Origin of the sequence: Granulicella arctica (assembly GCF_025685605.1) — a bacterium.
Lineage (GTDB): Bacteria > Acidobacteriota > Terriglobia > Terriglobales > Acidobacteriaceae > Edaphobacter > Edaphobacter arcticus.
In genome coordinates this window covers 279,142-304,857 of record NZ_JAGTUT010000002.1, presented here as the reverse complement: position 1 = coordinate 304,857, position 25,716 = coordinate 279,142, and the positions used below count along the sequence as shown (strand labels likewise).

The window sequence follows — 25,716 nt, the reverse complement described above, 5'->3', positions numbered from 1 at the left end:
GATGACAAGTCTTCACGCCGAACTCTGGACTTCGTTCGCATCGCAGATTCGAAGTTATGCAGCAGCACATGGGCTGAATAGCCGCCATCATGCTGTTGTTGAAGTTGGGAACGACGTAATTACGCTTCGGGTCAACACTCGCTGGCTGCGGTTTACGCGGAACGAGATGACCGGGGATGACGATCAATCGCAGCCGTTTGAGATACACGACGACGGCACGGTGACGGTCGGCGCAGTGACTGAAGATATGGACTTTACAGCCGAGCGGCTGACGCGGGAGTTAATGAAGTGAGCACAATCGCCAATACGATTTTTTCTCCGGAGCTGGCTGCGCGCTTCGATCACCTGGTGACGATCTATCCGCTGCGCCGGTCGGCGCTGGTGCCGATGCTGCTGTACGCGCAGGACGAGATTGGCTACATTTCGGATGCTGTTGTGTCGGAGATTGCCAAACGCATTGAGATTTACGAGCTGGATGTGCGGAATGTGCTGAGCTACTACTCCATGCTGCGAACGGTCCCGGCAGGGAAGTACAACGTGCAGGTCTGCACGAATATCTCCTGCATGCTGCGTGGTGGGTACGAGCTGCTTGACCATTGCAAGCACAAGCTTGGCATTGGGCATAAAGAAGTGACCGCAGATGGGATGTTTTCGCTTGAAGAAGTGGAGTGCATTGGAGCGTGCTGCTGGGCTCCGGCGATCCAGATCAACTATGACTTCCATGATGAGTTGACGCCCGATAAGGCCGACGTGCTGTTTGAGATGTATCGCGCTGGCCAGGGAAAGGATGTGAAGTAGTGCCGAATCTTGTGTCGCATCCGGATGAAGTAAAGGTGATCTCGCGGCGGTTTGGGCAGGGCGCTGCGGACATCGAAAAGTACATCGAGCTTGATGGTTACAAGGCCGTGCAGCAGGCGATCGCCGAGGGTCCGGAGTGGATCATCAACACGATGAAGGCCTCGGGTTTGCGCGGGCGCGGTGGTGCTGGGTTCCCGACGGGTATGAAGTGGAGCTTTGTACCGAAGCAGTCGGAGAAGCCGAAGTACGTGCTGGTGAATGGCGACGAGTCGGAGCCGGGGACGTGTAAGGACCATGTGATCTTCCTGCACGATCCGCACGCGGTGATCGAGGGAACGATGATCGCCGGGTTGGCGATTGGGTCGAAGCTCGGGTTTATCTACCTACGCGGGGAATATCGCTACCTGCTGAAGATCGTCGAGAAGGCCGTCGCGGATGCGTATGCGAAGGGCTTTCTGGGGAAGAATATCTTTGGGACGGGCGTGGATTTCGACATCATTACGCAGACCGGTGCGGGCGCGTATGAGGTCGGCGAAGAGTCGGCGCTGATGGAGTCGCTTGAAGGTAAGCGCGGTGTTCCACGCATTAAGCCACCATTTCCGGCAGTTGTGGGCCTGTATGGCGGACCGACCGTCATCAATAATGCTGAGACGATTGCGAATGCTCCGCATATTTTGTTGATGGGTGGCGAGGCGTACGCGAAGCTGGGTACGGAGCGCAATGGCGGTACGCGGCTGTTCGGAATATCTGGGCATGTGGAGCGGCCGGGCGTGTATGAGCTGCCTATGGGCTACTCGTTACGGAAAGCAATCTACGATGTCGCGGGCGGGATCAAGGGCGGCAAGAAGCTGAAGGCGGTGGTGCCCGGCGGTTCGTCGTGCCCGGTGTTGCTGCCAGATGAGATCGATGTTGGACTCGACTTCGACCAGATGGGCAAGGCTGGCACGATGCTTGGGTCGGGCGGAATCGTGGTGCTGGACGAGACGGTGTCGATCGTTGAGTTTGCGCTGAGGACGATTGCCTTCTACCAGCACGAGAGCTGTGGATGGTGCATTCCATGCCGTGAGGGAACGGACTGGATCAAGAAGACCCTGACGCGCGTGCATGCGGGCGGCGGATCGAAGAAGGATATCGATAACGTGCAGTATCTGGCGGAGAACATGATGGGCAGAACATTCTGCCCGCTCGGGGATGCCGCGGCGATGCCCACACTGGCGTTCGTAAAGAAGTTCCGCAAAGAGTTTGAAGAGTATATCGATGGCAAGCGCGTCGATCATCCGCTGATCGCAATCAAGCCGATGGGTGAGACAGAGTTGGCAGGAGCACATTAGATGGCAGATGTAACTTTTACCGTAGATGGCAAGAAGCTGACAGCCCCCGCTGGCACACTCCTTATTGAGGCCTGCAAGACTGCTGGGATTGAGATTCCGGCGTTTTGCTATTACCCCGGACTGTCCCTTCAGGCCGCGTGTCGCATGTGCGTGGTGCGAATCGAAAAGATGCCGAAGCTGCAGACGGCTTGTACGACGCCAGTCGCCGAGGGCATGGTCGTTGCGACTGAGACGCCGGAGATCGCACAGGCGCGGAAGGCGACGCTGCAACTGCTGCTTGGAAATCATCCGCTGGACTGCCCGGTATGCGATGCGGGTGGCGAGTGCGAGCTGCAGGACATGACGTTCAAATATGGCGCGGCGGACAGCTTCTACGCGGAGCCAAAGAACCATCGCGAGGAGCAGAAGTGGTCGCCGGTCGTGTACTTCGATCGTCCGCGCTGCATCCTCTGTTATCGTTGCGTGCGAATGTGCGGCGAGGGCATGGACGTGTTCGCGCTGGGTATTCAGAATCGCGGCAGCTCGTCGGTGATTGCGCCGAACGTTCCGGCGCAGATGTCGCCGGACGATCTGGCGCATGTGGACTGCGAGCAGTGCGGGATGTGTATTGATGCCTGCCCGGTTGGCGCGCTGACTTCGGGAACCTATCGGTATAAGACGCGCCCGTGGGAGATGAATCACGTTGCAACGATCTGCACGCATTGCGGTGATGGCTGCAAGACGACGCTGGGCGTACGTTCAACCTCGGATGGGTCGGAGATTGTGCGTGGCGACAATCGTGACAAGTCTGGTATCAACGGTGATTTCCTCTGTAACAAGGGCCGGTATGCGTTTGATTTCGCCAACAACGAGGATCGCATCACGCAGCCTCTGGTCCGGCAGCCGAATGGCGAGCTGAAGGCCGTGAGCTGGGAGATTGCGCTCGAGCATGTTGGCACGAAGTTCCGCGAACTGCGCGAGACGCGGGGAGGGAAGAGCATCGGTGTGGTCGGCGGCAATCGTCTGACGAACGAAGAGGCTTACCTGCTGCAGAAGTTTGCTCGGACGGTGCTTGGAACGAACAATATTGATCACCATCGTACGGCGGATTACGTGACGTTTGCTCAGGCGCTCTCGGGTCATCCCGGGCGGACGGCTTCTCTTCGGGATACGCTGACTGCACCGGCCATTATGGTGCTTGGCGGCGACCCGACGAACCAGTCGCCGGCGACGGCCTGGAATATCCGCACGAACGTTCGCAATAATGGCGCGAGATTATTTGTGGCGAACACGGCAGAGATTAAGCTGCGGCGCCAGGCACGGGCTTTCGCGCATGTAGCTCCATTTGGGTACGGTGCGCTGGCAAGCTTTATTGCAGGCGATGACAGTGCCGTTGAATCCTTGACCCATGAAGGTGCAGACGCGGCATCATTCCATCGCTTCCGCGATGCGGTACGCGCGGAGACGGAGCTTCTGGTGCTGATCGGACCGGAGTTTCATGGAGCGGACCTCAAAAGGCTTCTCGAGTTCGGCCGTACCATGCCGAACCGCAAGTTTGCGTTGCTCTCGGATTACGTGAACTCGCGCGGTGCGGCAGATATGGGTCTGCTGCCGGACGTGCTTCCGGGCTACACGCCGTTGACGGGGACGAGTCTGCTTTCGACTGAGTATGGTGCGAATGCAGAGACGGGCCTCGATATGTTGGAGATCTTCGACGCCGCAGCCCGTGGTGAGCTGTCTGCGCTGTACGTGGTCGGAGCGAATCCTGTTGCTCGCTATAGCGTCGATCCTGCCACGCTGAAGAATACCTTCGTCGTTGTACAGGAGATGTTTATGACGGAGACAGCGGCGCTGGCCGATGTGATCCTTCCAGCGGCGAATTTGTACGAGAAATCTGGTTCGGTGACGAACCACTACGGCGATCTGCAGCAGGTGAAGAAGGCTGGAGACCGTGCGGGTGTGCGATCGGATTTTGAGATGATCGTGCGGATTGCCGACAAGATGGGCGCGGATATGCGGAAGCTTGTTCCGTTCGGTAAGGGATTGCGTGCCGATATGGGCCAGTCTCGCGGCGCGCAGTCGGGCGAGGCGGATCGCCATGCTGTGTGGCTGACGGCGAACAATCTTGAGCCACGGCTCAGCCCGTTCGATCCGTTTGCCATTCTCGATGAGATTCAACGGCTGGTGCCGGGCTACAACCTGCTGCGGCTTCAGTTGCTCTCGGGAAACGATCAGCACCTGTCTCCGGCTGCGCCCTCTGAGTTAGTCACTATTTCGGATCGACGCGACCTGGTGATGCCTGCAAACGATACACTGTTTACCTCCGGCACTTTAGGGCGCTACTCGGCCATGCTCAACGACTTGCAGCAAAACGAGGCGCGTAAGCTGCCCATCCTCGACCAGACCGCTGCTGATTAGCGAATCTGTCGAGATTGAACCAAGGAGCAAGAAGACAGCGTGAGCCACCTGAGTCCTTTCCTGACGTTTTTGATATTGAACGTCCTCAAGATCGTTGTAGTACTTATGATTACGCTGACGGCTGTCGCCTATACGGTGCTGCTGGAGCGCAAGGTTCTTGGCCGCATGCAGAACCGTTGGGGACCCTCCCGTGTCGGACCCGGTGGCATCCTGCAGCCTCTCGTCGACGGCGCCAAACTCTTCCTCAAGGAAGACTTAATGCCCTTGGCTATTGCGCAGCCGCTCTTCATCGTCGCGCCAATCATCGCGCTTAGCTGTGCCCTTATCTCCATCGCAGTCGTGCCGTTCGGTGCTGTCACCAGGGTGAATGGTGTCGACTTATTTCAGATTGCCGATCTCAACATCGGTTTGTTGATCATTCTGGGAGCGACGTCGATCGGCGTGTACGGAATCGCCTTGTCGGGTTGGGCTTCCAACAACAAATTCTCGCTACTGGGCAGCTTGCGCGCGACCTCACAGATGATCAGCTATGAGCTTGCGCTTGGTCTTTCCCTCGTGGGTGTTGTGCTTCGGGCGCAGTCGCTTTCGCTACGAGAGATCGTTAATAGCCAATCGGCTCATGGTGCGCTCTCCTGGAACGTCTTTGGCGGCTTTCAGATTATTGGCTTCTTCATCTATCTCATGGCGGCTTATGCCGAGACCAATCGTTCGCCATTCGATCTTCCAGAGGCCGAGTCGGAACTTGTGGCCGGGTATCACACGGAATATTCCTCGATGAAGTTTGCGATGTTCTTCATGTCTGAATACGCCAACATGATTACCGTTGGTTGCGTGGCCACCCTGCTCTTTTTCGGTGGTGCTGCCAGTCCCTTCGGTCATATCTTCGACGACTACCTGAACACTCCCATCTTCCATGGCATCTTTTCTGTCCTATGGTTTGTGGCCAAGATTTTCTCGTTTCTCCTCCTTTACATCTGGGTTCGTGCCACTCTACCCCGATTTCGTTATGACCAACTTATGGCCTTCGGGTGGAAGTTTCTTTTGCCATTAGCGATGGCAAACATCGTCCTTACGTCACTGGTCACGGCCCTGCGCGCTTAAGCTGTAAGCTGCTTTACAATCGAAAGAAGCCCAGAAGACTTTTACCGCGCAGTTTGCGACTTACCTCGACGGAGCAGCATGGAACTGGCACTCTTCATTATTTTTGGCGGACTTGCGGTGGCGGCGGCGTTGAACCTGCTGCTGCAGCGGCACCCAATCAACTCTGCGTTGTCGTTGGTAGTGGTGATGATGTCCCTCGCGGTCTTGTACTGGTCACTCGGGGCGGAGTTCCTCGCTGCAGCACAGGTGATTGTTTACTCCGGCGCCATTATGGTGCTGTTTGTCTTTGTCATCATGCTGCTGAACGCCGGCGAAGAAGAGCGGACGACCGGAAGCCGTGCTGCGTACATCGCAGGTTTTCCCGGGGCGGCAGCGATCTTCTGCCTGCTCAGTTTTGTGTTTCTGTCTGAGAGCAAGGCATTGGGCACTTCGAATCTTGGCGGTTATCTTGGCGGGGCTGTGAGCAACATCACGCAGATCAGCCATATTCTCTTCACCAGCTTGTTGCTGCCATTTGAAGTAACGTCCATCCTGATTCTGGTGGCTATACTTGGAGCCGTCGTGCTCGCCCGGAAGGAGCAGTAATGATGGACCACCTCAATCCATACACTCTCCTGCTCGTCACCGTTTCAATAGCAGCGTTCGGTGTGGTGTCTTATTGGCTCTACAGCGTCGCCAGCAATCTCTATCAGGATTTCATGCATTTTTCGCGCCGTTTTCGAGGAGTTGAATAATGGTGCCTATCGCGTACTATCTGATCCTCGCTGCCATCCTGTTCTCGATCGGCGTCTCAGCCTTTCTGATCAAGCGAAATGTTATTACGGTCTTCATGTCGATTGAGCTCATGCTTAATGCTGTCAATCTGACCTTTGTTGCGTTTTCGCATATGTGGAACCAGGTGCAGGGACAGATCTTCGTATTCTTCGTGATGGTGGTTGCCGCGGCTGAGGCTGCCGTGGGCCTGGCCATCATTATCGCTATCTTCCGTTCGCGCCAGACGCTGAACGTCGACCAGATCAACTTGATGAGACTGTGACCTCTATGCCCTATTCCTATCTCTGGTTGATCCCGCTCCTGCCGTTCATTGGTTTCCTGATCAATGGAACGATCGGCCGCAAGCTGCCCAGAAATGCCGTTACCGGGATTGCCTTGCTCTTTACCGCTGTTCCTGCGGTCATCGTCGCGTATCTGTGGACGATCATGAAGGCGGCAAATGCTCCCGAGGTAATTCGTGTCGTAAGTCGGCCATGGATCGCCATCACTGGCTTTCAGGTGAACTTTGCTTTTACGGTTGATCACCTCACGCTGATCATGCTTTCGATCATCACTGGCGTCGGCTTCCTGATCCATCTGTACTCCGCCGGCTATATGGCACATGAGGACGGCTACTGGCGTTTTTTTGCTTATCTGAACCTGTTCATGTTCTTCATGTCGGTGCTGGTCCTGTCGGAGAGCTTCCTGCTTTTGTTTGTGGGGTGGGAGGGTGTCGGTCTGGCTTCGTACCTGCTGATCGGCTTCTATTTCAAGAAGGATGCAGCGGCCAACGCCGGGAAGAAAGCGTTCATCGTCAACCGAATCGGCGACTTCGGTTTTCTACTTGCGATGTTTCTTCTGATTGCACACTTTGGAAATCTGAACTTTACGCAGGTGTTTGCCGAAATTACGGCGCATCCTGAGTGGCATGGCGGCTTCCTGACTGCGATTGCGCTGTTGCTTGTGCTTGGAGCAGCAGGGAAGTCAGCCCAGATTCCCCTCTACGTCTGGTTGCCGGACGCAATGGAAGGCCCGACACCAGTCTCCGCCTTGATCCATGCGGCGACGATGGTCACGGCTGGAATTTACATGGTTGCCCGGTGCCACACCCTCTTCGATCGCAGCCCTTTCGCGCTCGGCGTTGTCGCAATTATCGGAGCGGCAACAGCTCTCTTTGCTGCAAGCATCGGGATGGTGCAGCAGGACATCAAGCGGGTGTTGGCCTATTCGACTGTCTCCCAGCTCGGCTACATGTTCCTTGCATGCGGGGTGGCTGCCTACTCGGCTGCGATCTTCCACTTGATGACCCACGCGTTCTTCAAGGCATTGCTGTTCCTCGCGGCTGGCTCGGTCATTCATGCGCTTTCGGGCGAACAGGATATGCGGAAGATGGGAGCGCTTCGCAAGCGGATCCCCGTTACCTTCTGGACGATGACGGCTGGGGTCTTCGCCATCGCCGGTATCTACCCGTTCAGTGGATTCTTCTCAAAGGATGAGATTCTCTACCAGACGTTTACCTCGCCTAATCCGCTGGCCAAGTTGCTCTGGTTAGTAGGCCTTGTGACTGCGGGCATGACCTCGTTCTACATGTTCCGCCTCTGGTTCAAGACCTTTTTTGGCGCATCGCATGTGGAAGAGGAAGGCGCACATGGACACACGGTCGCTCAAGGTAAGGATGAACACGACGAAGGTCAGGCGGCACATTCTCATGGTGTGCACGAATCGCCATGGGTTATGCTCGCGCCGCTAGTGATCCTCGCGATCCTGTCAGTGATCGGCGGCTGGGTCGGCATTCCGGCTGCTCTCGGTGGGCATAATGAGATGGAACACTTCCTCGACCCAGTTTTTACCACTGAGGTCGCCCCGACGATTGTGGGTCATGGCCTTGAACTTGGTTTAGCTGCGGTGTCGTTGCTGACCGCATTTATCGGACTCTTGATTGCTTATTTCCTGTATATCAGGAAGCCGGGCGCCTCGACAGCATTCGTGCTCAGAGTCAAGCCGCTCTACACGTTGCTGGAGAACAAGTTTTATGTGGATGAGGTGTATCACGCACTGATCGTGATGCCCCTTATTGTTCTTACCCGGATACTGCTTTATGGTGTTGTTGACTTTGGCATTGTTGATGCCTCCGGCAAGCTGGCGGGTGCGGCTACACGTGGTCTTGGCTCGGTGACACGACGTATTCAATCCGGGAACATTCGTTCGTATGCGGGCTGGCTTGCGCTTGGTGCGGCTGCCGTGCTCACTGTAATGATCTTTGGCCACTCCCTCTGGCCTCATTGAGGCATGTTGCAAACGGACTTTGCTTGACCTGTTATTTCTAAGGACCTGATGAACTTTGACCACTCCATCCTGACCCTAATCACCTTTGTACCGCTTGTCGGCGCACTGCTGCTCGCGCTGCTGCCGGACAAGGGTAAGACGATGCAATGGGGCGCGCTCGCCGTCACACTGGTTACATTCCTGCTTACGTTGCATCTGCCGACACACTTCAACTACGGACTTGCGCCAGGCGGATTCCAGTTTGTGGCTGATCACCCCTGGATGCCGTTTCCGCAGATTCGCTACCACCTCGGGGTGGATGGTCTTGCGATGTGGCTTGTAGTATTGACCGGTTTTCTGGCACCGCTCGGCGTCCTGATCTCGTGGCGTGCCATCGACAGCCGGGCCAAGACTTTTTACATCCTCTTCCTGCTGCAGCAGGTCGCGATGATGGGCATCTTCGTCTCGCTGGACCTCTTCCTCTACTATGCTTTCTGGGAGCTTTCGCTTGTTCCCATGACGATTCTGATCGCTACGTTCGGCAGGACGAAGGATCGTCGGCGCGCTGCAATCAAGTACTTCCTCTACGCTTTCATCCCTTCGGCGCTTCTCCTGGTAGCAATGATCTGGCTGTATCTGCAGACCGGGACCTTTGATCTGCCGCGCCTTGCCGCGCTTGCTGCGGCTCACAGCATCTCGGGAAACTCTGCCGCTTTGTGGCTTGCCTCACTGGCGTTCCTCTTCGCCTTCGCAGTCAAAGTTCCTGTGTTTCCGCTTCATGGCTGGCTTTCAGATGCGATCTACGAAGCTCCCACAGCGGCCGTCATGGTGCTAGCCGGCAAGACTGGTTTGTACTCGATCCTGCGCTTCAGCTTTGCGATCTTTCCGGCCGAATCTCATCGGATTGCTCCTCTCATGATCGCGCTCGGTGCGATCGGCATCGTTTACGGAGCGCTGGTTGCGCTCGTGCAGAATGACTTAAAGCGACTCGCGGCTTACTCGACACTAGGACACCTCAGCTTCATCACGCTTGGCATCTTTACGTTCACCGTCTCGGGTCTCGACGGTGGAATTTACCAGATTCTGAATCATGGAATCTCGGGTGGTGCGCTCTTTATGCTGATGGGTCTGCTCTACGAACGATATAAGACCTACGATATGCGACAGTACGGTGGACTCGCGGCGAAGCTTCCATGGATTGTGACCATGTTTGTGATCACGACGCTATCCGTTATCGGCTTGCCGATGCTTAACAGCTTCGTCGGAGAGTTCCTGATTCTTTCTGGCTCCATGCAGGCGATGCTTCCGCACCACATCCTCTGGACGGTTGTTGGAACAACGGGAGTTATCTTCGGCGCGGCCTACATGTTGGTAATGATTCAACGGATCTTCTACGGTAATCTCGGACGCATTCCTCAGACGGTCGCCGGATGGGATCTCGATGCGCGGGAACATTTGGCGCTTTGGCCGATGGTGATTCTGTTCCTCGTTATGGGCATCGCGTCCCCGATCTGGCTCCGTGCGATCGATATCGCGGGCGTCGATCTGGCCACTCGCCTTGCGCATGCTGTACCGAGTCGCAACATCCACCCAGACTATGGATCGACGACAAACCCTGATCGCGTTTCAGGCGTCAGCAGCGTTACAGCGGCTCAGGCCCAGGTTGGGAGCCAGCGCTAATGAATACACTTTCCCCTAATATCCTTGGATTGCTGCCCGAATATATCCTCACCCTGACTGGTGTACTTGTCATGGTGCTCGAGCCAGTACTGCGACCAGCTTTGAGCCGTAAACCTCTGGGCTGGCTCGCCATCATCGGAACGTTGGCGGCAGGACTAGCCAGTTGGTATCAACTGCATCTCGGCCCACTGGTCGCATTTTCCGGGACGATTCGAGTAGACGCCTTCAGTATCTTTTTCCACTTGCTTATCGCGTCAGTCGTGCTCGTCACTCTACTTGGCTCACTCGATTACTTCGAAGGCAATGCGACGCATGCTGGAGAGTATTTTGCCCTCACCCTCTTCGGTGCGGTCGGTATGATGCTGATGACCTGCTCGGTCGAACTCCTGATGGTTTTTATCGGGCTTGAGATTTCTTCGATCTCGACCTACATCATGGCAGGCTTCCGCAAGGGACAAGCGACCGGCTCTGAGGCTTCGATCAAGTACTTCCTGCTCGGTTCGTTTGCAACTGCCTTCTTCCTCTACGGCATTGCCCTGGCATTTGGAGCGACCGGTTCGACCTCAATTGCAGCAATTGCTGCGGGACTTGGCTCGACAACGACTCCACATCTGGCTTTTACGGCACTGGCTCTCATCATCATCGGTCTCGGCTTCAAGGTATCGGCTGCGCCGTTCCATGTCTGGACCCCGGACGTGTACCAGGGAGCGCCCGCACCTGTGGTCGGACTGATGTCGACTGCTCCGAAGGCTGCGGCGTTCGCAGTGCTGCTGCGGATTACCTTCTCAGGCTTTCCGGCGATGGAACACCGCTGGGCGATCCTCATCTGGGGACTAGCCGTACTTTCTATGACCATTGGCAACATCGGCGCCCTGCTGCAGCGCGATGTCAAACGGATGCTGGCCTATTCTTCGATCGCCCACGCTGGCTACCTGTTGGTTGCTTTCACAGCGTTTCCAGCTGAGGGTATCGCCGCGGCCTGTCTTTACACGGCGACCTATGCCGCAATGAACGTCGGCGCCTTTGCGGTGATTACGCAGATTGCCGGATACAACGAATCGGTGCGCTCCATCGATGATTACACCGGCCTCGCGGCAAAGCGCCCTGTGCTCTCGGCCGTGTTGGCCTTCTTTCTCCTGTCGCTCATCGGTATCCCGTTCACTGGTGGTTTCTTTGGTAAGTTTGTCGTCTTTACGGCGGCAGTCCATGCCGGCAATATCTGGCTTGCCGTCATCGGATTGCTGAATAGCGGCGTCGCCTGCTTCTACTATCTGCGTTTGCTGAGTGCGCTTTATACCCGGTCGGCTCCGGATAGCTCTGCAGGTGTGATCTCGAAGAGGGTCAGTGTGCCTGCTGGTCTTGCCCTGGGGGCGAGCGCGTTGGCGACCTTCATGCTGGGTGTCGTGCCTGCGCCTATTCTGCACATTGTGCAGCGGGCCGCGTTCGACTCAATGGCAGCCAAAGCTATTCCTGTTGCCGCTGCGACACGAACTGTAGAGATGAGTAACGGCGGGCAGACTAAGTAGTGCTTGGGAGCATTTGCTGCTGACGGACACCCTGCTCTCTTCGCCAGCGGAACCGGTCAATACCCTCGAATTAGACATAGACATGTAGCAACAGTAAAGCCTCCGCGAACGGAGGCTTTACTGTTGCTACTAACTAGTGATCGAGAGATGAGTACTTCCTGAGACTCTCCGTCAAACTCGATTGATCGACTATGCCTGAACCTTGATGAAGATGATTACGAAGGTGAAGAGTGCGAGGGACTCGATGAAGGCCAGACCGAGAATCAGGAAGATGAAGATTCCTGGACGTGCGCCGGGGTTACGAGCAAGCGCTTCGGTGGCGGAAGCGGTCGCGCGACCCTGACCGAGACCGCAGAGGCCAGCGGCAATCGCCATGCCGAGACCGGCAGCGAGGGGAACCCATTGACCAGCAGGTGATCCGCCATTAACGGCAGCGGCCTGTGCGAAGGCGGGCGTTGCAAACAGCAGCGCAGCCAAGGACATAAACAGATATTGCAACTTCTTCATGTGGTACTCCTGCTCCCGTCAGATACGCCGCCAGTGGGTGGTTGATGCTCACCTTGCTGGCACCCTCACGCTTGCGACGTTGTTACCTGCCGCGAAGAGGGAGCGCCCCATCGCGGCAAAATCAAACTTAGTGGTCGTGCGCTACGGCGAGTGAGAGGTAAATTGCTGCCAGCAGGAAGAAAACGTACGCCTGGATGACGGCTACCCCAAGGTGCAGGCCGAGAAAAATGAGCGGAATGCCGACCGGTACCAATGAGAAGAATGCAAGGGTGACGAGGTCGCCGGCGAACATGTTGGCGTAGAGACGAACCGTAAGTGACAGAACGCGAGCCAGATGGGAGATGATCTCGATCGGAAGCATCAGGGGCGCAATCGCTGGCACCGGTCCTAGAAACTGCTTGATGTACGCTCCGCCGTTCGCCCGGATGCCATGGTAGTGGTAGTAGATGAAGGTGACTAGGGCAAAACCAAGCGGAACGACGACGTCGGCGGTTGGTGACTTCAATCCCGGGACGAGACCCATCAGGTTCGCTAAAAGGATAAATAGAAAGAGCGCCGTGAGATAGCTCGAAAAGCGCTCATAGCCGTGTCCGATGATGGACTCACCCTGCTCTGAGACAAACTCATGGGTCATCTCAGCAAGGTGCTGTACGCCGCCTGGCTTTTCGACGCTGAGGGATACGCGCACCAGGAGGAAGTAAGCCAGGAGAACGAGGAATACGAGCAGTTCCATCGCGAAGGCGTCCGTGATGGGGGCGCTCGGGTATTTCGGCTGAATGTGCAGGCCGCGCAGCAGCGCCGTGGTGGGCGAGGCAAAGGCGTGGTTCAAAGCTTGGGTTACTAACGTCTGTGTCGGCATATTGGAAATCGATGGAGCTTTCGGAAATCTATCTAAACGGTCCAGGCCTTCATGAGTCGGATGCCCTCTACAGAGAGACAAAATACACCGAGTGCAAGGCCGAAGGCGAGGGCGTAAACCGAACCATTCAGATGCTTAAGGCTAACATACAGCAGCACGATCGTGAGTCCCAGACGGAGGAAGAATCCAACCAGGATCATCCCCATCGGCTTTGCCTCGCCGCCCGCGTCCATACGGACCATCACTGCGCTCATCAAACGTAGCCACTCCCACAGGCCGGAGCCGGAGATAACGGCGCCCACGACCAGCAGAGCGGCACTTTGCCAGCTTGATTTCCACCAGATGAGCGGTGCTGCGACGGCTGTCGCGATGATGAGGAGGCGGATCGCGCTTCGTATCGTTCGTTTAAAGTCGTCGTCGCTAAATCCGGCAAGGGTCTTCAACGGCCGCTCCGCAGAAAGCGCTGGGCAGTGGTGATGATCTGGATGAGACCGGCTATCGCACCGAGGAGAATGCCGACGATGCCGATCCAATGCTGGTGAAAGTGGCCGTCGAGCCAGTGGCCGCCCAGCCAGCCGATCAGGCATCCTGCCGGAAGGGCGATCGCGAGCTGGATCATCGATTCTGCTTTGACGACCTCGCCAAGCGCGCCGGATTTCTTATTTGGTTCATCTGCCATGACAGACCATTACACCACGCAGGACGACTTCTTCAGAATCCCCGCAGGTGAGTCACTCCGTCGGACGGCCCGGCCTCGCTATACTGAAGCGTCAAGCCCCTTGAGAAAAGGAACTACCGTGTCCGAATCAGACTTCGAGCAAAATCTTTACCAGCTTCGCCGGGAGAAGCGCGACCAGATCGTCGCCCTCGGCCAGCCAGCCTACCCGAACAGCTATGCGTATAGCCACGACAACGATATACCCGCCATCCGCGCGGAGTATGACACGCCGGAGAACACGAACGAGGCGCTCCAGGAGCCGCGGGTCACCGTGTCGATTGCTGGACGCATCATGGCGATTCGTGTGCAGGGCAAGGCGGGGTTCGCGCAGCTTCAGCAGGGCGGTCGGCAACTACAGATCTATGTCCGCAAGGATGATGTCGGCGAGGACCTGTTCGCCCTCTACAAACTGCTGGATCTGGGAGACCACATCGGCGTGCGCGGCTACCTGATGCGTACGCGCACCGGGGAGCTTACCGTGCATGTGTCGCCCATCGACGGGCAGCCTGCGCTCACGTTTCTCGCGAAGGCGATGCTTGCGCTGCCGGATAAGTACCACGGGCTCGAAGACACGGAGTTGCGGTATCGGCAGCGGTATGTCGACCTGTTTATGAACACAGGGCATACGGTGAAGCAGGCCACGCACGCTCCTGATGTGAGTGATGGAGCGGTGGAGGCTGCTGAGCCGGAAGAGGCGTCGACTAATGTGCGCGAGGTCTTCGTCAAGCGCGCGGCGGTGCTTCGGGCGATTCGCAAGTTCTTCGATACGCGCGGCTACCTTGAGGTCGAGACGCCGATGCTGCACACGATCGCTGGTGGCGCGGCGGCTCGCCCGTTCAAGACGCACCACAATGCGTTGGATATTCCGCTATCGCTGCGGATCGCGCCTGAGCTTTACTTGAAGCGGCTGGTAGTCGGCGGGCTGGACCGGGTGTATGAGATCAATCGAAACTTTCGCAACGAGGGTGTGAGTACACGGCACAACCCAGAGTTCACGATGCTTGAGTTCTACCAGGCTTATGCGAACTATCACGACCTCATGCAGCTTACTGAGGAGCTTGTGACGTTCGTGGCTATGGAGGTGAATGGGACTACGGTCACTAGCTTCAATGGGAATGAAATTGATCTTGGTTCGTGGACCAAGTTGTCAATGCGTGAGGCTATCCGACAGTTCTGGCCGGTATTACTAGGCGCTGATTCTTGGCAAAGACTCACATTCGATAGTTATGACGCATTGTTGCCATCGGTCCAAGAGTTACAAAAGATGTTTGCCGGCCTAATCCAAGGTATGCCTGCATTAGCGGCAACAGTCCCGAACGAAAATCACTCTGCACATGCTGAAGTCGCCGCAGCTGTTCTGGGGTATCAAAGAAGTGAGAGGATCGTCCAAGGGCTTCTTCAGAGTCTTACAGATCAAACAGTTCCCCTCGGCAAAATAATTGCAGAACTATTTGAATTCCTAGCCGAACCTCACCTGATCCAACCCACGATCATCTACGACTTCCCACTAGCCGTCTCACCACTCTCCAAGCAAAAGCCAGACGAACCTGATTGGGTCGAGCGCTTCGAGTTCTACATCGGCGGCTTCGAGGTTGGGAATGCCTTCTCGGAGTTGAATGATCCGGACGAGCAGAAGAAGCGCTTTGAGGATCAGTTGAAGGAGCGCGACCGCGGCGACGATGAGGCTCATGCGATGGACGAGGACTACGTCCGCGCGCTCGGCTACGGCTTGCCGCCGACGGGAGGCGAGGGAATCGGCATCGATCGCCTGACGATGCTCCTGACCGGGTCGAAGTCGATCCGTGACGTCATCCTTTTCCCACTCATGCGCCCGCAGGCGAAACCACAGCAAGCCCCGACAGAGATCCAAGGAGAAGAGCAGGCATGAGCGTTCCGCGCAGAGACATTATCCTCAATCCCGACAAGCCCTTCAGCGATGCCGTACTTCGCGGCGATACGCTTTACCTCTCGGGGCGAATTGGCCTGATCCCCGGAACCTCGCAGGTTCCGGAGAGCGTTGCCGAGGAGGTTCACTACCTCATGCAAGGCTTCCGGGCCGTCCTCGAGAAGGCGGAGATGACCTTCGACGATCTGACCTATGTCCAGATCTTCTCCCCGAATGTTTCGCTCTGGCAGGCGTTCAACGACGTATACCTGACCTACTTCACCGGACCGCTACCAGCGCGCGCCTTTATCGGGTCGGGTAAGCTTCTCTTCGACGCCCGATTCGAGATGCAGGGTATCGCTGTACGTTCTTAGGCAGCACCTGGAGACCCTATGAAGCTATTCTCAGCGCTCGCTGCCCTTGCCCTCGCTCTCCCTGCCAGTCTTTGTGCGCAGCAGCCTCCGACCGGGCTCGTCCATACGCCGCAGGTCGATCTGGCCTACTGGGTCTACGGGAAGACGTCAGCCGCGGTGCCCGTCATGGCGATCAATGGCGGCCCGGGGCTGTCGCACATCTACATGATGCAGAATGACGTCTGGCCGCGGCTCTCGCATGATCGACAGGTAGTTCTGTATGATCAGCGCGGCACCGGCAAATCCACGCGCCTGGGCACAGATGCGCCGATGGGTATGGACGCGCAGGTGGCCGATCTTGACGCTGTGCGCGATCACCTTCACTTCGATAAAGTCGACCTGGTGGGCGATTCGTACGGCGGAATGCTCTCGATGGCCTATGCTGCGGCTCATCCTGAGCATGTCCACAAGCTTGTCCTCTCGGACTCGCCTGGACCTTCGTGGAAGGAGATCGACCATCTCTTTCCCGATGTCTTTCCCGACATCCTTGAGAAGTTGCCCAAGCCTGCATCGGCCGACGCACCTACAGAGGCAGAGTCGCAGCAGTCACTTCGCAACCACTTCCTGATGCTCTTCTACAGCGAGCAGAAGCGCGATGCGTACCTGGCAGGCGCGAAGGATCTCGAATCCGCTCCAAAGGTTGGCGCGGCTGTCCAGAAGGCCACGGCCAGTATGGATCTGAGCTCTGCGATTGCGAAGTTCAACCTTCCAACGCTTGTCCTTACGGGGCGCTACGACATGAACGTCGCGCCCCTTACCGCCTGGAAGCTATACAAAGCGATTCCGGGTGCAAAGTTTGGAGTGTTTGAGAAGAGTGGACACCTGCCCTCATACGAGGAGCCGGATAAGTATGTCCAGGTCGTGGGCGATTTTTTGAAGGACTAGCCAGCGGCCTTCTAGCCCTTCTTCATGCGCTTAGCGGCCTGCGCCAGGGTGGTCTCGTTCATGGCGGTGACGGCGGCGGCACGAACCTTCTTCAGCAATGGCTCGACGGCTTTGTCCTCGGCTGAAAGCCACTCGCCAGTCGCAGCAACAAAGAGGTCGCCGATGCCTATCTGCTTGGCTGACGTCTTGAGTTGGGCACCTCCATTGGGCCCCTTGCGCTGCATGATCCAGCCAGCTTTGTGAAGCAGGAGGAAGGTTCTGCGCACCATAACGGCGCTCTCGCCAAGCTCTTCGGCGATAGTTGCCGAGGTGTGCATCGCGTCGGGCTCGGAAGCCAGGACGGTCAGGACTTTTAAACTCAACGCGAAACGTGCGCTCTGTGCCATGCAGAGCAAAATACCACAGGAATGCTTCCAGGTCTCATCGTGCTAGCATCCCCTTGTGAAGATTCTCTTTGTGGGTGACGTATTTGGCGCCCCCGGACGTCATATCGTCCGCGAACATCTGCCCCACGTTATGGAGACGCACCAGATCGATCTCCTCGTCATCAACGGCGAAAACTCCGCCGGCGGCTTCGGCATCACCCCCTCGCTTGCTGAAGAATTGTTCGACCTCGGTGCCCACGTCATCACGACCGGCAACCACATCTGGGACAAGCGCGAGATCTTCGAGTACATGACTGTTCCAGCCGAGTCCCATGTCCGCGGACGTCGCATCTTGCGCCCGGCAAACTACGCCGTGGGCACGCCCGGCTTCGGTGTCTACCAGGGAGAGCTGCCGACCGGACAGAGCTACGCAGTCATCAATCTGCAGGGACGTGTGTTCATGTCGTCCTGCGACGATCCGTTCCGCAAGGCGGACGAACTGCTGTCGAAGATCACCGCGAAAGTGATCCTGCTTGATCTCCATGGTGAGGCGACCAGCGAGAAAGTGGCGCTCGGCTGGTACCTCGATGGCCGTATCACCGCCATGCTTGGAACGCATACCCACATCCCAACGGCCGATGAACGAATCCTGCCGAATGGCACCGCCTATCAGACCGACGTTGGCATGTCTGGCCCGTATGACTCCGTCATTGGTGTCGAAACGGAGCTGGTGCTCAACCGCTTCCTGACAGGTATGCCCGGCAAGTTCGAAGCAGCGAAAGGGAATGCCAAGATGTGCGCTGCCGTGATTACCTGCGATGGCATGACGGGTCGCGCGAGTCACATCCAGCGCCTGATGCTGGGCGAGTAGTCATGCCAATCCCAGATACTGAGGTTCCCGCCTACTTTGAACCGCAGGAGGCAGCCCACTTCTATGCGGCACAGGGAGCGTTTTTCCTTGTCGATGCAGCGCGGGTGCTTGAGGTCATTGGCCCGGATGTGGTCGGTTCGGATCTCATCAAGACGCTCACTCGCAAGAGCTACCCTCATGAAGCCTATCGGCAGGGAGCAGTCGTGCCAGCGCTGGGAGTCGAACAGGGCCACTACACCATCCATGTTCGCTCGACCCAGACCGAGGGCGCACAACTTCCGTTGTCGCACATCCTTTTCTCTGCGGGGTTCGTGCTCGGGACGGAGACCGGAAGGCTTATCGTCTGCAACACCGACCGCCTGCAAAGCTGGACGCCCGGTAGTCTGCCGGATGGACGCGAGGAGCATCCGCTCGCCACCTATGAACGGACGATCGAGGTAACTCCCGGCTGGTACAGTGTTACCGTCGTGGCTGGGATTGTCGACTCCGCCAGCGGTGAAGAGGAGTGGGTTTGTGCCTTCCTGCTCGATCCCAGCGCAACGCAGCCTGCTTTTGCGGCAGACCTCGCGAAGCACTTGACCTTCTAACAGGCAAAGAATAAGGCAGCCCCGAAGGACTGCCTCTTCTACAGCAACCTTTTGGCTACTTGTGTGTGGTGTGGTGGACGGGAGCAGCTTTCTTTACGGGAGCCTTCTTGGTGACAACCTCACCACCGGTCATGGTGATCATGGCAGGTGACTGCGTGTAGGAGTCATAGGTTCCAGTGAGTGTGATCTTGTCGCCGACTGCGGGAAGCGTCTTCAACGGCTCCTTCATGGTGAAGGTGAAGTCAGCAACCTTGGGAGTCGCCTGGACTGCATCGTCCGAGACAGCTACCTGCAGCGAGGTGTCCGTGGCGGCTACGACGACTGCGTTCGGAATGGAGACTTCCTTACCCTTGATCGTAGCGAAGACCTTCTCAGCATCTTCAGGCGTACCGTTCTGGAGAATGAACTCCTTGTCGCTAAGCGCCAGAGTTGCCAGATCGGCAGTGCTGGTGACGGTGGAGTGAGCAATGTCCGATGCCTTGGGAGCAGGCGTAATGGTCGTGGCGAAAGAGTCGGGCGGGTTCAGGTTCGCCTGTGCTGCCGCCGTGACAGCGTCGTAGCCATCGGTGCTGCCGTGGTACTTCTTGTAGCAATATTGCGCCGTGGGAAGCATCTGCGACTTATATGGCTCTGGAGCATACGCAACGAAGCGGGCCACGTAGAACGTGCAGTTGAGCAGGTCTGGCGGGGTCGACTGCAGATAGGCTGAACCGAGAAAGAACGTGTCCTGCAGGATCGGGCCGGGCTTGGTGGTCTGGTCGACGGGAACAGCGGCCAGTTCCAGCTTGAAGTTGGTGATCGCGGTTGCGGTGTCCTTCTTGCTGAGAGCGGCGGTCGCGATGGCGCTGTAGAAGATAGGCGTTGAAGCGGCCTTGAGCGCGGTGTAGTCCGTATCGCTCATCTCGGCAGGCTTGGTGGCAACCGCTGCGATGCCCTTGGTTGCATAGTCGGCAGCCTTGTCAAGCGAGGCCTGCTTGGCGGCAGGATCGGTCAACTGGTCGGCCCCAGCCTTGCGGAAGTAGACCTCAAAGGTCAAAGCGCGAAGGTTGTTCGGGTCGACGGCGAGAAGGGCATCAGCCGCAGTGAGTGTCTTGGCCGGATCAAACGAGCTGTAAGCCAGCATGATCTGCATGAGCGTATCGTTTTTCACAGCAGACTGAGGATAGGCGGCGATGTAAGCCTCGAGCGCAGGCGCCTTGGTCTGCGGGGTCGTTTGGCTCACCGCATCGTTGTAAACCTTGTACTCGGCGGGCGCCATCTGGATTCCGCCAGCCGCCTGTGGTGCCGCTGCTTGCACAAAGGGGTTTCCCAAGGGTTCTGCAGACAGGTTTTGCGCAGCAGGTGCGATACACGCGACCGCCAGGAGAGATGCAATAACTACCTTCTTCATGCCACACTCCTCAGTAAATCGTTCAAAACTTATGATGCCATCGGTCGGCCCGAATGGTTGTCGCTGATCTCATACTAAAGCGGTTCTGCCGAAGAAATGACAAATTCGCGATGGGGCACGAGAGGGCTGTTGTTGCGGATTATAGAAAGCGTATTCCTCAAAGGCAAATCCTGCGATATTTCTGAGTCATTTCTTTGTCGCAGGCAAGTAGAGCAGCGCTATCTGGACTTGGTCCCAACTACGACCAAGCCTACTCCAGCTATCAATGCAGCGGTACTAAGAATCGGCGAGATGGGAACCGTACTCTTCTGTTCGTGGCCAACCTGAATCGGACCAAGGTCGACATCCTTTTTCTCGTGTGTGAAGGTAATGCCACCGACAGCAAAACCAACGATGCCCAAAAGTATCAGCAGAATGCCTACAACTGTTGCAGCTTTCATCTTGAATCCTCTGATATCAACGCTCGTCTGTACGATGCGTCACACTTGAATGAAAGATGCTCTTGAGGCTCATTGGCGACGGCGGCCCACGTCACTTGCAAAGCTCACCGCCTCTGGAGTACTCTCTGGCTACACGGGAAAGGAGGATGGTCCAGCCTATGAAAATTGACAGTAACAGTTGCACAACGGTACGTGAGGTGACTGAGGCTTAGAGCGTCCAGCTCTAGTCCCAGCGGTTTTAGCAAGTAGTCCCGCAGCGGCCCATGCACGAGTGTGGACGCCTCAAGTCAATCCCACCAGTCTACCGCCAGAAGGCCCGCCCTCTATCCGAGTGCGGGCCTTCTGCTTTTCAGTCAAAACTTAAGCCTAAGCGGGAACTTCGTCGATTGACTTTGGCTCGACGTGTGGATGACCCTTACGCTTGGCGCAATACCCGGTCGCCTCTTCATAGGCCTTCAGCATCGTCCGCGTGATGTGCTGCATCGTGCGGGAGAGTTCGTCGAAGATCACCGGCTCGTCAGCTACAGGCCGCCCAAACGCTCAGCGAACAGCGGAGGTAGGCTTCCGGGGCGGGGTGCTCGACCTTCTGATTTGGATCGAGGGAGAGCGACATGCATGTCCTTTCGTCTGACGACGGCTGCTTCTAGGGATTGATTCGTGCGCCGTACGCACTAAGGATGCTGGATTTCACCATGTTGAAAGGACAAACCTCCCAGTCTGCATAGCGTCCGTAAAAAAGCTCTAAAATGAAGCTATGGAACCCTTAGTTATCGCCGGAAAAGCCTTCCAGTCGCGCCTTATCGTAGGAACAGGGAAGTATAAGGACGGAGCTGAAACACAGGCTGCGATTGAAGCCTCCGGAACGGAGATGGTCACCGTTGCCGTCCGCCGCGTCAATCTGGACCGCTCACGCGAGTCCCTGCTCGACTTCATCGATCCGCAGCGCTACTTCCTTCTGCCGAACACCGCAGGCTGTTACACCGCCGACGAGGCCATCCGAGCCGCGCGTCTCGGCCGCGAAGTGGGCTTGTCGGACTGGGTAAAGATTGAAGTGATCGGTGATCTGCCGACGCTGTACCCCGATGTACAGGCAACGCTTGAAGCGACGCGTGTGCTGGTCAAGGAGGGATTTACCGTTCTCCCGTACACGACCGACGACATCGTCTTTGCGAAGCGGTTGATCGATGCCGGTGCCGCAGCCGTTATGCCTCTCGGCGCTCCCATCGGCACGGGCCTTGGTCTATCGAACATCAACAATCTCCGCATCCTGCGTGAACTCATCACGGAGGTTCCGCTGATCATTGACGCCGGCCTCGGCACCGCCTCCGATGCTGCGCTTGCCATGGAGCTAGGCTTTGACGCTGTCCTGTTGAACACGGCGATCGCGGGTGCGCGCGACCCCATCCTCATGGCCGAGTCGATGCAGCATGCTGTATTAGCCGGAAGGCAGTCTTTTCTCGCCGGTCGAATGCCGCGCAAACTCTACGCGACGGCAAGTTCGCCGCTTGAAGGCATCAGCAAATAGCAAGCTACCCGGCACGGCAAGGAGAAAAGCCTTGTTTGGATGGCTCATAAGAGATCGCGGTGTAGTGGGGCTGCTCACCGGATTCGTCCTGTGGGCGATCTCAGCTGTCGCACTTGGCTTCTCGATGCGGGCAAACCTGGCCGCATCCATGCAGGAGCGAAGCCACAACTTTGGCGACGCAGGACTGCTGATCCAGCATCTTCACGGTTCTGCAGTCGGCTGGAGCCTGTGCTTTACGGCGCTCCAACTGATGAGCCTGGTAGCCACAGCCTTCGTCCTTCGAGCCTGCTATCGCTGGCGGACGGCAGCCTGTTTCATTGCAGGTGCGGGATTTGTGATGATCGGCGATGTGCTTGGCTTGCTCGGATTGCTGGTGTGGCTTGGAACAACGGTCGGCGTAGGGTAACGGCAAAGGCTACCGTCCGCTGCGTAGGAGTGAAGCTCGGTTAGACTCTCAGATATGCGCGTCTTTGGGATCGATTGCGGGACGGAGTTCACCGGCTACGGCGTGGTCGAGATGGACCATAACTCCCGTTTGCCGCGTCTTGTGCACTGCGCAGCGGGGACGATCCGGCTCAGTAAGAAAGATAAGGCACCGCAGCGGCTTGCGCAGGTCTATGCCGAACTGATCGCACTCATCACCCTGCACGAGCCGGAGGTCATCGCGATCGAAGAGGTCTTCTTCTCCGCCAATGCCAAGTCCGCGCTCAAGCTCGGACAGGTGCGCGGAGTCGCGATGCTGGCCGCGGCAACGTGTAGCAAGCCGGTTGTTGAATATGCCCCGCTATCTATAAAGAGCGCGGTCGTCGGTTATGGTCTCGCCGCGAAGGAACAGGTCCAGTTCATGGTGACGCGCCTGCTTGAGCTAACTGAGGCACCCGATTCTCCAGATGCTGCCGACGCCCTGGCGATTGCGATCTGTCACATCCACACCGCCCAGACACTCGAACTACAGGGCTCACGACGGTGATCCTCATCCGGTCTGTCTGCGCCGTAGCAGTGTTTTTTCTCCTCGGAGACTCGGCCTTCGGCCAGGACGCACCGGCGGCCAGCTACCAGGCATCCTTCAAATTCGACCGTTCCTTGCCCGGCGTGCTGGTTCCGCGTTACACCATCGAACTCCACGGAGACGGAACCGGTTTCTACCGCGCCGAAGTGGTCGCTCCCCAATCGCCTGAGCCTCAGGCAGTTGAGCGTCCTCTGACCTTCAGCCCTAAGGGGGTGAAGCTGGTCTTCGATGCTCTCGAGACCATGCGCGCTTCGGACACGCCATGCGCCTCAAAGCTGAAGAACATCGCCGACACCGGTACGAAGATCCTCACCTATCGTGATGCCAAGGGTGATGGAAGCTGTACCTTCAACCACTCCGAGAATAAAGCGGCTGTGCAACTCACGGCGTTCTTTCAGGGCGTCGAGAACACATTAGAAGAAGGTCGTGCGCTCGATTTCAAGCATCGCTTCGACCGGCTCGGGCTCGATACGGAGATCTCGAACCTCGCCGCTGCCGTGGATAACGGCAGGGCGCAGGAGCTTGAAAACATTGGTTCGACATTGCGGTCGATTGCAGGAGACACCGCACTCATCGAGCGCGTACGATTGCGGGCAGCCAAGTTGCTGGAACAGGCCAAGGCTGGAGAATGAAGCGAGACCTCCAGCCGATACGTCTAACCTAGTGGCCAGAAGTACGTTGTCGGGGGTTGTTGTGAAGAACATTCAAAGTATTGCCAAATGGTTCGTGTCGGGCATGACCGGATTCTGCCTTATCGCTGCTGGCGGTGCGTTTGCCCATGCGGACGTAACTCCAACAGCCCGTATCGTGCGGCTTACCTATACGGAGGGCTACGTTCGCGTCGACCGGCATGATGCCAGTGCAGGTGATCCCGCGCAGCTCAACATGCCGCTGATCGAAGGGCAAAGCATTGTGACGGGGGAAGATGGTCAGGCTGAGGTGGAATTTGAGGATGGCAGCGTCGCGCGCGTGACGCCGAACAGCACTGTGACGCTTACGCATCTGTCTGTTGACCAGGGCGGCAACTTTAATACACAGATTGGGCTGGCCAAGGGGCTCGCCTACTTCGAACTGCGCTCGGCACCCAAGTTCGCCTACAGCGTCGACGCGGGTGGCGACATCATCTCTCCTGCAGAGAATACGACCTTGCGCGTCAACCTGGATGAAGCTCCGGCAGCGATAGCCGTCCTTACGGGCGCTGCTCATGTGGAGCATGCCAATGGCTACAAGGTCGATGTGCCACTCGGCGAAACCTTTCGAGGCGATATCAGCCATGAGGGCCAGTACTTCCTGACGCAGGAGATTGCTGCCGACACCTGGGATCAGTGGAACGAGTCGCGTGACCAGATCGCAGCCGATGCAGCTCCAAAGCAGACCGCGGAGCGCAACGGCTACGCAGGCAGCCAGGGTTATGGCTGGTCCGACCTGGATGCGAACGGAAGCTGGTTCGACGTTCCGGGACAAGGGCAGGTGTGGCAGCCAAATGGTGGCGACGCAGAGGACTTCGATCCGTATGGGAATGGGAGCTGGATGTGGTATCCCGGCGGCGGTTATCTCTGGGCGTCGTCATATTCGTGGGGCTGGACGCCGTTTCGCTGTGGCGGCTGGTCGTATTGGGACACCTTCGGCTGGGGATGGTCGCCTAACTCCGGCTGCGGTGGCTTTGGCTTCGCGGGATATGGCGGTTACGGCTATGGAGGTGGATACGGCGGATATGGCGGCCGTGGAGGATACCTCAACGTCATTCTGCCGCCGCGGCGCTATCCAATTCATCATCCTCCAGGTTCCGGTGGAACGGGCAACGGACCACACCCTATTCTGACCGTCCACAATGGCTGGAACGGCTCTGGTGGCACGCGACCAGTCGGGCAGCAGCCTGGCTTCCGGCACATCGCTGGAGTGGTCGCGACGCCGGTCAGGCCGATTGGGCAGTCGTACACGTTTCGAGGTGGGAGTGTCGTTGGTGCCTCGCTTACGCGGGACTTTCCGGTTGACCGGCAAACACATACGCCAGTGATCGGTGTTCAGCCTGCTCGTCAGGGTGTGCAGAACGGTTTCGTCAACTCGTCTAATCCGACGACGGTTCGACAGGGTGGCTCGCAGCCGGGCTTTCGCAACGGACCGCAGCAGGGCGGGTTGCAGCCAGGATTCCGCAGCAATCCTCAGCAGGGTGTTGTCCAGCAGGGAATGCGGCCTGTTCCGCAGCAGGGCTTCCGACCTTCAGGTCAACCAACGCAGGGAAACTTTACCAGGCCGACTGGCGGTTCCGGAGTGCAGTCGAGCGCTCCGCATTACTCGGCTCCGGCTCAGTCTGCACCGCACTACTCCGCTCCTGCGCAGTCGTTTTCAGCCCCAGCCTCACACTCGTCCCCGGCTCCATCCAGCAGCGGCGGAGGAGGGAAGAAGTAACC

Annotated in this window: 29 protein-coding genes; 21 read left to right on the top strand and 8 right to left on the bottom strand. The window is 57.4% G+C overall.

Translation table 11 applies throughout. The features are described 5' to 3' along the window. Nucleotide 1: 1 nt before the first annotated feature. The 11 genes from OHL20_RS21280 (at nt 2) to OHL20_RS21230 (ending at nt 11,851) form a co-directional block, all read left to right on the top strand. Nucleotides 2-292, top strand: a complete 291-nt coding sequence (locus OHL20_RS21280; RefSeq protein ID WP_263385313.1) for a transcriptional regulator — start codon at nt 2-4, stop codon at nt 290-292. Beyond that, nucleotides 289-798, top strand: a complete 510-nt coding sequence (locus OHL20_RS21275; RefSeq protein ID WP_263385312.1) for an NADH-quinone oxidoreductase subunit NuoE family protein — start codon at nt 289-291, stop codon at nt 796-798. Before OHL20_RS21280 ends, OHL20_RS21275 begins: the two co-directional genes overlap by 4 nt. Further along, nucleotides 798-2,129, top strand: coding sequence for an NADH-quinone oxidoreductase subunit NuoF (gene nuoF, locus OHL20_RS21270; RefSeq protein WP_263385311.1), 1,332 nt, complete (start codon nt 798-800; stop codon nt 2,127-2,129). The genes OHL20_RS21275 and nuoF overlap by 1 nt, the downstream gene beginning before the upstream one ends. Further along, on the top strand, nt 2,130-4,526 hold the full coding sequence (locus OHL20_RS21265; protein ID WP_263385310.1) for a molybdopterin-dependent oxidoreductase: 2,397 nt from the start codon (nt 2,130-2,132) through the stop codon (nt 4,524-4,526). A gap of 39 nt (nt 4,527-4,565) precedes the next feature. Continuing rightward, nucleotides 4,566-5,627, top strand: a complete 1,062-nt coding sequence (gene nuoH, locus OHL20_RS21260) for an NADH-quinone oxidoreductase subunit NuoH (RefSeq protein WP_263385309.1) — start codon at nt 4,566-4,568, stop codon at nt 5,625-5,627. Nucleotides 5,628-5,705: 78 nt separating this feature from the next. Then, on the top strand, nt 5,706-6,212 hold the full coding sequence (locus OHL20_RS21255) for an NADH-quinone oxidoreductase subunit J family protein (RefSeq protein ID WP_263385308.1): 507 nt from the start codon (nt 5,706-5,708) through the stop codon (nt 6,210-6,212). Continuing rightward, complete coding sequence (locus OHL20_RS21250) at nt 6,212-6,361, top strand: hypothetical protein (protein ID WP_263385307.1); 150 nt, start codon at nt 6,212-6,214, stop codon at nt 6,359-6,361. The genes OHL20_RS21255 and OHL20_RS21250 overlap by 1 nt, the downstream gene beginning before the upstream one ends. Beyond that, a complete protein-coding gene (nuoK, locus tag OHL20_RS21245) occupies nt 6,361-6,663 on the top strand; it encodes an NADH-quinone oxidoreductase subunit NuoK (RefSeq protein WP_263385306.1) in 303 nt (100 codons plus the stop codon). The genes OHL20_RS21250 and nuoK overlap by 1 nt, the downstream gene beginning before the upstream one ends. Nucleotides 6,664-6,668: 5 nt before the next feature. Continuing rightward, nucleotides 6,669-8,666 (top strand): NADH-quinone oxidoreductase subunit L, encoded by a 1,998-nt coding sequence (gene nuoL, locus OHL20_RS21240; protein ID WP_263385305.1) that lies wholly within the window; start codon nt 6,669-6,671, stop codon nt 8,664-8,666. 48 nt (nt 8,667-8,714) lie between these two features. After that, nucleotides 8,715-10,325 (top strand): complex I subunit 4 family protein, encoded by a 1,611-nt coding sequence (locus OHL20_RS21235; RefSeq protein ID WP_263385304.1) that lies wholly within the window; start codon nt 8,715-8,717, stop codon nt 10,323-10,325. Continuing rightward, the gene (locus OHL20_RS21230) at nt 10,325-11,851 is read left to right on the top strand and encodes an NADH-quinone oxidoreductase subunit N (protein ID WP_263385303.1); all 1,527 of its coding nucleotides are present in this window, start codon (nt 10,325-10,327) and stop codon (nt 11,849-11,851) included. The genes OHL20_RS21235 and OHL20_RS21230 overlap by 1 nt, the downstream gene beginning before the upstream one ends. 189 nt (nt 11,852-12,040) lie before the next feature. Here OHL20_RS21230 and OHL20_RS21225 read toward each other — a convergent pair whose 3' ends face one another. From OHL20_RS21225 to OHL20_RS21210, 4 genes are all read right to left on the bottom strand, one after another. Next, nucleotides 12,041-12,358, bottom strand: a complete 318-nt coding sequence (locus OHL20_RS21225) for an ATP synthase F0 subunit C (protein WP_263385302.1) — start codon at nt 12,356-12,358, stop codon at nt 12,041-12,043. Between the two features lie 127 nt (nt 12,359-12,485). Beyond that, a complete protein-coding gene (gene atpB / locus OHL20_RS21220) occupies nt 12,486-13,217 on the bottom strand; it encodes a F0F1 ATP synthase subunit A (protein ID WP_263385301.1) in 732 nt (243 codons plus the stop codon). Nucleotides 13,218-13,249: 32 nt separating this feature from the next. After that, complete coding sequence (locus tag OHL20_RS21215) at nt 13,250-13,660, bottom strand: ATP synthase subunit I (protein ID WP_263385300.1); 411 nt, start codon at nt 13,658-13,660, stop codon at nt 13,250-13,252. Continuing rightward, complete coding sequence (locus OHL20_RS21210; RefSeq protein ID WP_263385299.1) at nt 13,657-13,896, bottom strand: AtpZ/AtpI family protein; 240 nt, start codon at nt 13,894-13,896, stop codon at nt 13,657-13,659. The genes OHL20_RS21215 and OHL20_RS21210 overlap by 4 nt, the downstream gene beginning before the upstream one ends. A 118-nt stretch (nt 13,897-14,014) precedes the next feature. Here OHL20_RS21210 and OHL20_RS21205 point away from each other — a divergent pair, with 118 nt between their 5' ends. Genes OHL20_RS21205 through OHL20_RS21195 form a run of 3 tightly spaced genes read left to right on the top strand, consistent with a single transcriptional unit; the run spans nt 14,015 to nt 17,118 of the window. Next, nucleotides 14,015-15,823, top strand: a complete 1,809-nt coding sequence (locus tag OHL20_RS21205) for a lysine--tRNA ligase (protein ID WP_263385298.1) — start codon at nt 14,015-14,017, stop codon at nt 15,821-15,823. Further along, nucleotides 15,820-16,194, top strand: a complete 375-nt coding sequence (locus OHL20_RS21200; RefSeq protein ID WP_263385297.1) for a RidA family protein — start codon at nt 15,820-15,822, stop codon at nt 16,192-16,194. Before OHL20_RS21205 ends, OHL20_RS21200 begins: the two co-directional genes overlap by 4 nt. An 18-nt stretch (nt 16,195-16,212) precedes the next feature. Beyond that, entirely contained in the window at nt 16,213-17,118 is a 906-nt protein-coding gene (locus tag OHL20_RS21195; RefSeq protein WP_263385296.1) for an alpha/beta fold hydrolase, read from the top strand. An 11-nt stretch (nt 17,119-17,129) separates the two neighbouring features. Here OHL20_RS21195 and OHL20_RS21190 read toward each other — a convergent pair whose 3' ends face one another. Continuing rightward, complete coding sequence (locus OHL20_RS21190) at nt 17,130-17,504, bottom strand: RrF2 family transcriptional regulator (protein ID WP_263385295.1); 375 nt, start codon at nt 17,502-17,504, stop codon at nt 17,130-17,132. 55 nt (nt 17,505-17,559) lie between these two features. On the opposite strand from OHL20_RS21190, the gene OHL20_RS21185 reads away from it, so the two are divergent. Together OHL20_RS21185 and OHL20_RS21180 are read left to right on the top strand one after the other, a co-directional pair. After that, on the top strand, nt 17,560-18,354 hold the full coding sequence (locus tag OHL20_RS21185) for a TIGR00282 family metallophosphoesterase (protein ID WP_263385294.1): 795 nt from the start codon (nt 17,560-17,562) through the stop codon (nt 18,352-18,354). A gap of 2 nt (nt 18,355-18,356) precedes the next feature. Further along, on the top strand, nt 18,357-18,941 hold the full coding sequence (locus OHL20_RS21180) for a hypothetical protein (RefSeq protein WP_263385293.1): 585 nt from the start codon (nt 18,357-18,359) through the stop codon (nt 18,939-18,941). A gap of 55 nt (nt 18,942-18,996) precedes the next feature. Here OHL20_RS21180 and OHL20_RS21175 read toward each other — a convergent pair whose 3' ends face one another. The 3 genes from OHL20_RS21175 to OHL20_RS21165 all read right to left on the bottom strand — a co-directional run bounded on the left by OHL20_RS21175 (nt 18,997) and on the right by OHL20_RS21165 (nt 21,281). Beyond that, on the bottom strand, nt 18,997-20,331 hold the full coding sequence (locus OHL20_RS21175) for a hypothetical protein (RefSeq protein WP_263385292.1): 1,335 nt from the start codon (nt 20,329-20,331) through the stop codon (nt 18,997-18,999). Between the two features lie 218 nt (nt 20,332-20,549). Further along, entirely contained in the window at nt 20,550-20,771 is a 222-nt protein-coding gene (locus OHL20_RS21170) for a DUF3185 domain-containing protein (RefSeq protein WP_263385291.1), read from the bottom strand. A gap of 366 nt (nt 20,772-21,137) precedes the next feature. Then, on the bottom strand, nt 21,138-21,281 hold the full coding sequence (locus OHL20_RS21165; RefSeq protein WP_263385290.1) for a hypothetical protein: 144 nt from the start codon (nt 21,279-21,281) through the stop codon (nt 21,138-21,140). A 244-nt stretch (nt 21,282-21,525) separates the two neighbouring features. On the opposite strand from OHL20_RS21165, the gene OHL20_RS21160 reads away from it, so the two are divergent. From OHL20_RS21160 to OHL20_RS21140, 5 genes are all read left to right on the top strand, one after another. Then, nucleotides 21,526-22,296: a thiazole synthase gene (locus OHL20_RS21160; RefSeq protein ID WP_263385289.1), complete on the top strand. Its 771-nt coding sequence runs from the start codon at nt 21,526-21,528 to the stop codon at nt 22,294-22,296. A gap of 31 nt (nt 22,297-22,327) precedes the next feature. Continuing rightward, the gene (locus OHL20_RS21155) at nt 22,328-22,702 is read left to right on the top strand and encodes a hypothetical protein (protein ID WP_263385288.1); all 375 of its coding nucleotides are present in this window, start codon (nt 22,328-22,330) and stop codon (nt 22,700-22,702) included. A gap of 54 nt (nt 22,703-22,756) precedes the next feature. Further along, entirely contained in the window at nt 22,757-23,266 is a 510-nt protein-coding gene (gene ruvC, locus OHL20_RS21150; protein WP_263385287.1) for a crossover junction endodeoxyribonuclease RuvC, read from the top strand. Continuing rightward, on the top strand, nt 23,263-23,937 hold the full coding sequence (locus OHL20_RS21145; RefSeq protein ID WP_263385286.1) for a hypothetical protein: 675 nt from the start codon (nt 23,263-23,265) through the stop codon (nt 23,935-23,937). The genes ruvC and OHL20_RS21145 overlap by 4 nt, the downstream gene beginning before the upstream one ends. A 61-nt stretch (nt 23,938-23,998) precedes the next feature. Next, a complete protein-coding gene (locus tag OHL20_RS21140) occupies nt 23,999-25,714 on the top strand; it encodes a FecR family protein (protein WP_263385285.1) in 1,716 nt (571 codons plus the stop codon). The last annotated feature ends 2 nt before the right edge of the window (nt 25,715-25,716 follow it).

Coding starts and splice junctions, on each gene's coding strand:
- OHL20_RS21190 (WP_263385295.1), bottom strand. CDS start 17,504: ATGGCACAGAGCGCACGTTTCGCGTTGAGTTTAAAAGTCCTGACCGTC.
- OHL20_RS21250 (WP_263385307.1), top strand. CDS start 6,212: ATGATGGACCACCTCAATCCATACACTCTCCTGCTCGTCACCGTTTCA.
- OHL20_RS21200 (WP_263385297.1), top strand. CDS start 15,820: ATGAGCGTTCCGCGCAGAGACATTATCCTCAATCCCGACAAGCCCTTC.
- OHL20_RS21170 (WP_263385291.1), bottom strand. CDS start 20,771: ATGAAAGCTGCAACAGTTGTAGGCATTCTGCTGATACTTTTGGGCATC.
- OHL20_RS21265 (WP_263385310.1), top strand. CDS start 2,130: ATGGCAGATGTAACTTTTACCGTAGATGGCAAGAAGCTGACAGCCCCC.
- atpB (WP_263385301.1), bottom strand. CDS start 13,217: ATGCCGACACAGACGTTAGTAACCCAAGCTTTGAACCACGCCTTTGCC.
- OHL20_RS21255 (WP_263385308.1), top strand. CDS start 5,706: ATGGAACTGGCACTCTTCATTATTTTTGGCGGACTTGCGGTGGCGGCG.
- OHL20_RS21280 (WP_263385313.1), top strand. CDS start 2: ATGACAAGTCTTCACGCCGAACTCTGGACTTCGTTCGCATCGCAGATT.
- OHL20_RS21160 (WP_263385289.1), top strand. CDS start 21,526: ATGGAACCCTTAGTTATCGCCGGAAAAGCCTTCCAGTCGCGCCTTATC.
- OHL20_RS21195 (WP_263385296.1), top strand. CDS start 16,213: ATGAAGCTATTCTCAGCGCTCGCTGCCCTTGCCCTCGCTCTCCCTGCC.
- OHL20_RS21230 (WP_263385303.1), top strand. CDS start 10,325: ATGAATACACTTTCCCCTAATATCCTTGGATTGCTGCCCGAATATATC.
- OHL20_RS21225 (WP_263385302.1), bottom strand. CDS start 12,358: ATGAAGAAGTTGCAATATCTGTTTATGTCCTTGGCTGCGCTGCTGTTT.
- OHL20_RS21235 (WP_263385304.1), top strand. CDS start 8,715: ATGAACTTTGACCACTCCATCCTGACCCTAATCACCTTTGTACCGCTT.
- OHL20_RS21210 (WP_263385299.1), bottom strand. CDS start 13,896: ATGGCAGATGAACCAAATAAGAAATCCGGCGCGCTTGGCGAGGTCGTC.
- nuoK (WP_263385306.1), top strand. CDS start 6,361: ATGGTGCCTATCGCGTACTATCTGATCCTCGCTGCCATCCTGTTCTCG.
- OHL20_RS21180 (WP_263385293.1), top strand. CDS start 18,357: ATGCCAATCCCAGATACTGAGGTTCCCGCCTACTTTGAACCGCAGGAG.
- nuoL (WP_263385305.1), top strand. CDS start 6,669: ATGCCCTATTCCTATCTCTGGTTGATCCCGCTCCTGCCGTTCATTGGT.
- ruvC (WP_263385287.1), top strand. CDS start 22,757: ATGCGCGTCTTTGGGATCGATTGCGGGACGGAGTTCACCGGCTACGGC.
- OHL20_RS21175 (WP_263385292.1), bottom strand. CDS start 20,331: ATGAAGAAGGTAGTTATTGCATCTCTCCTGGCGGTCGCGTGTATCGCA.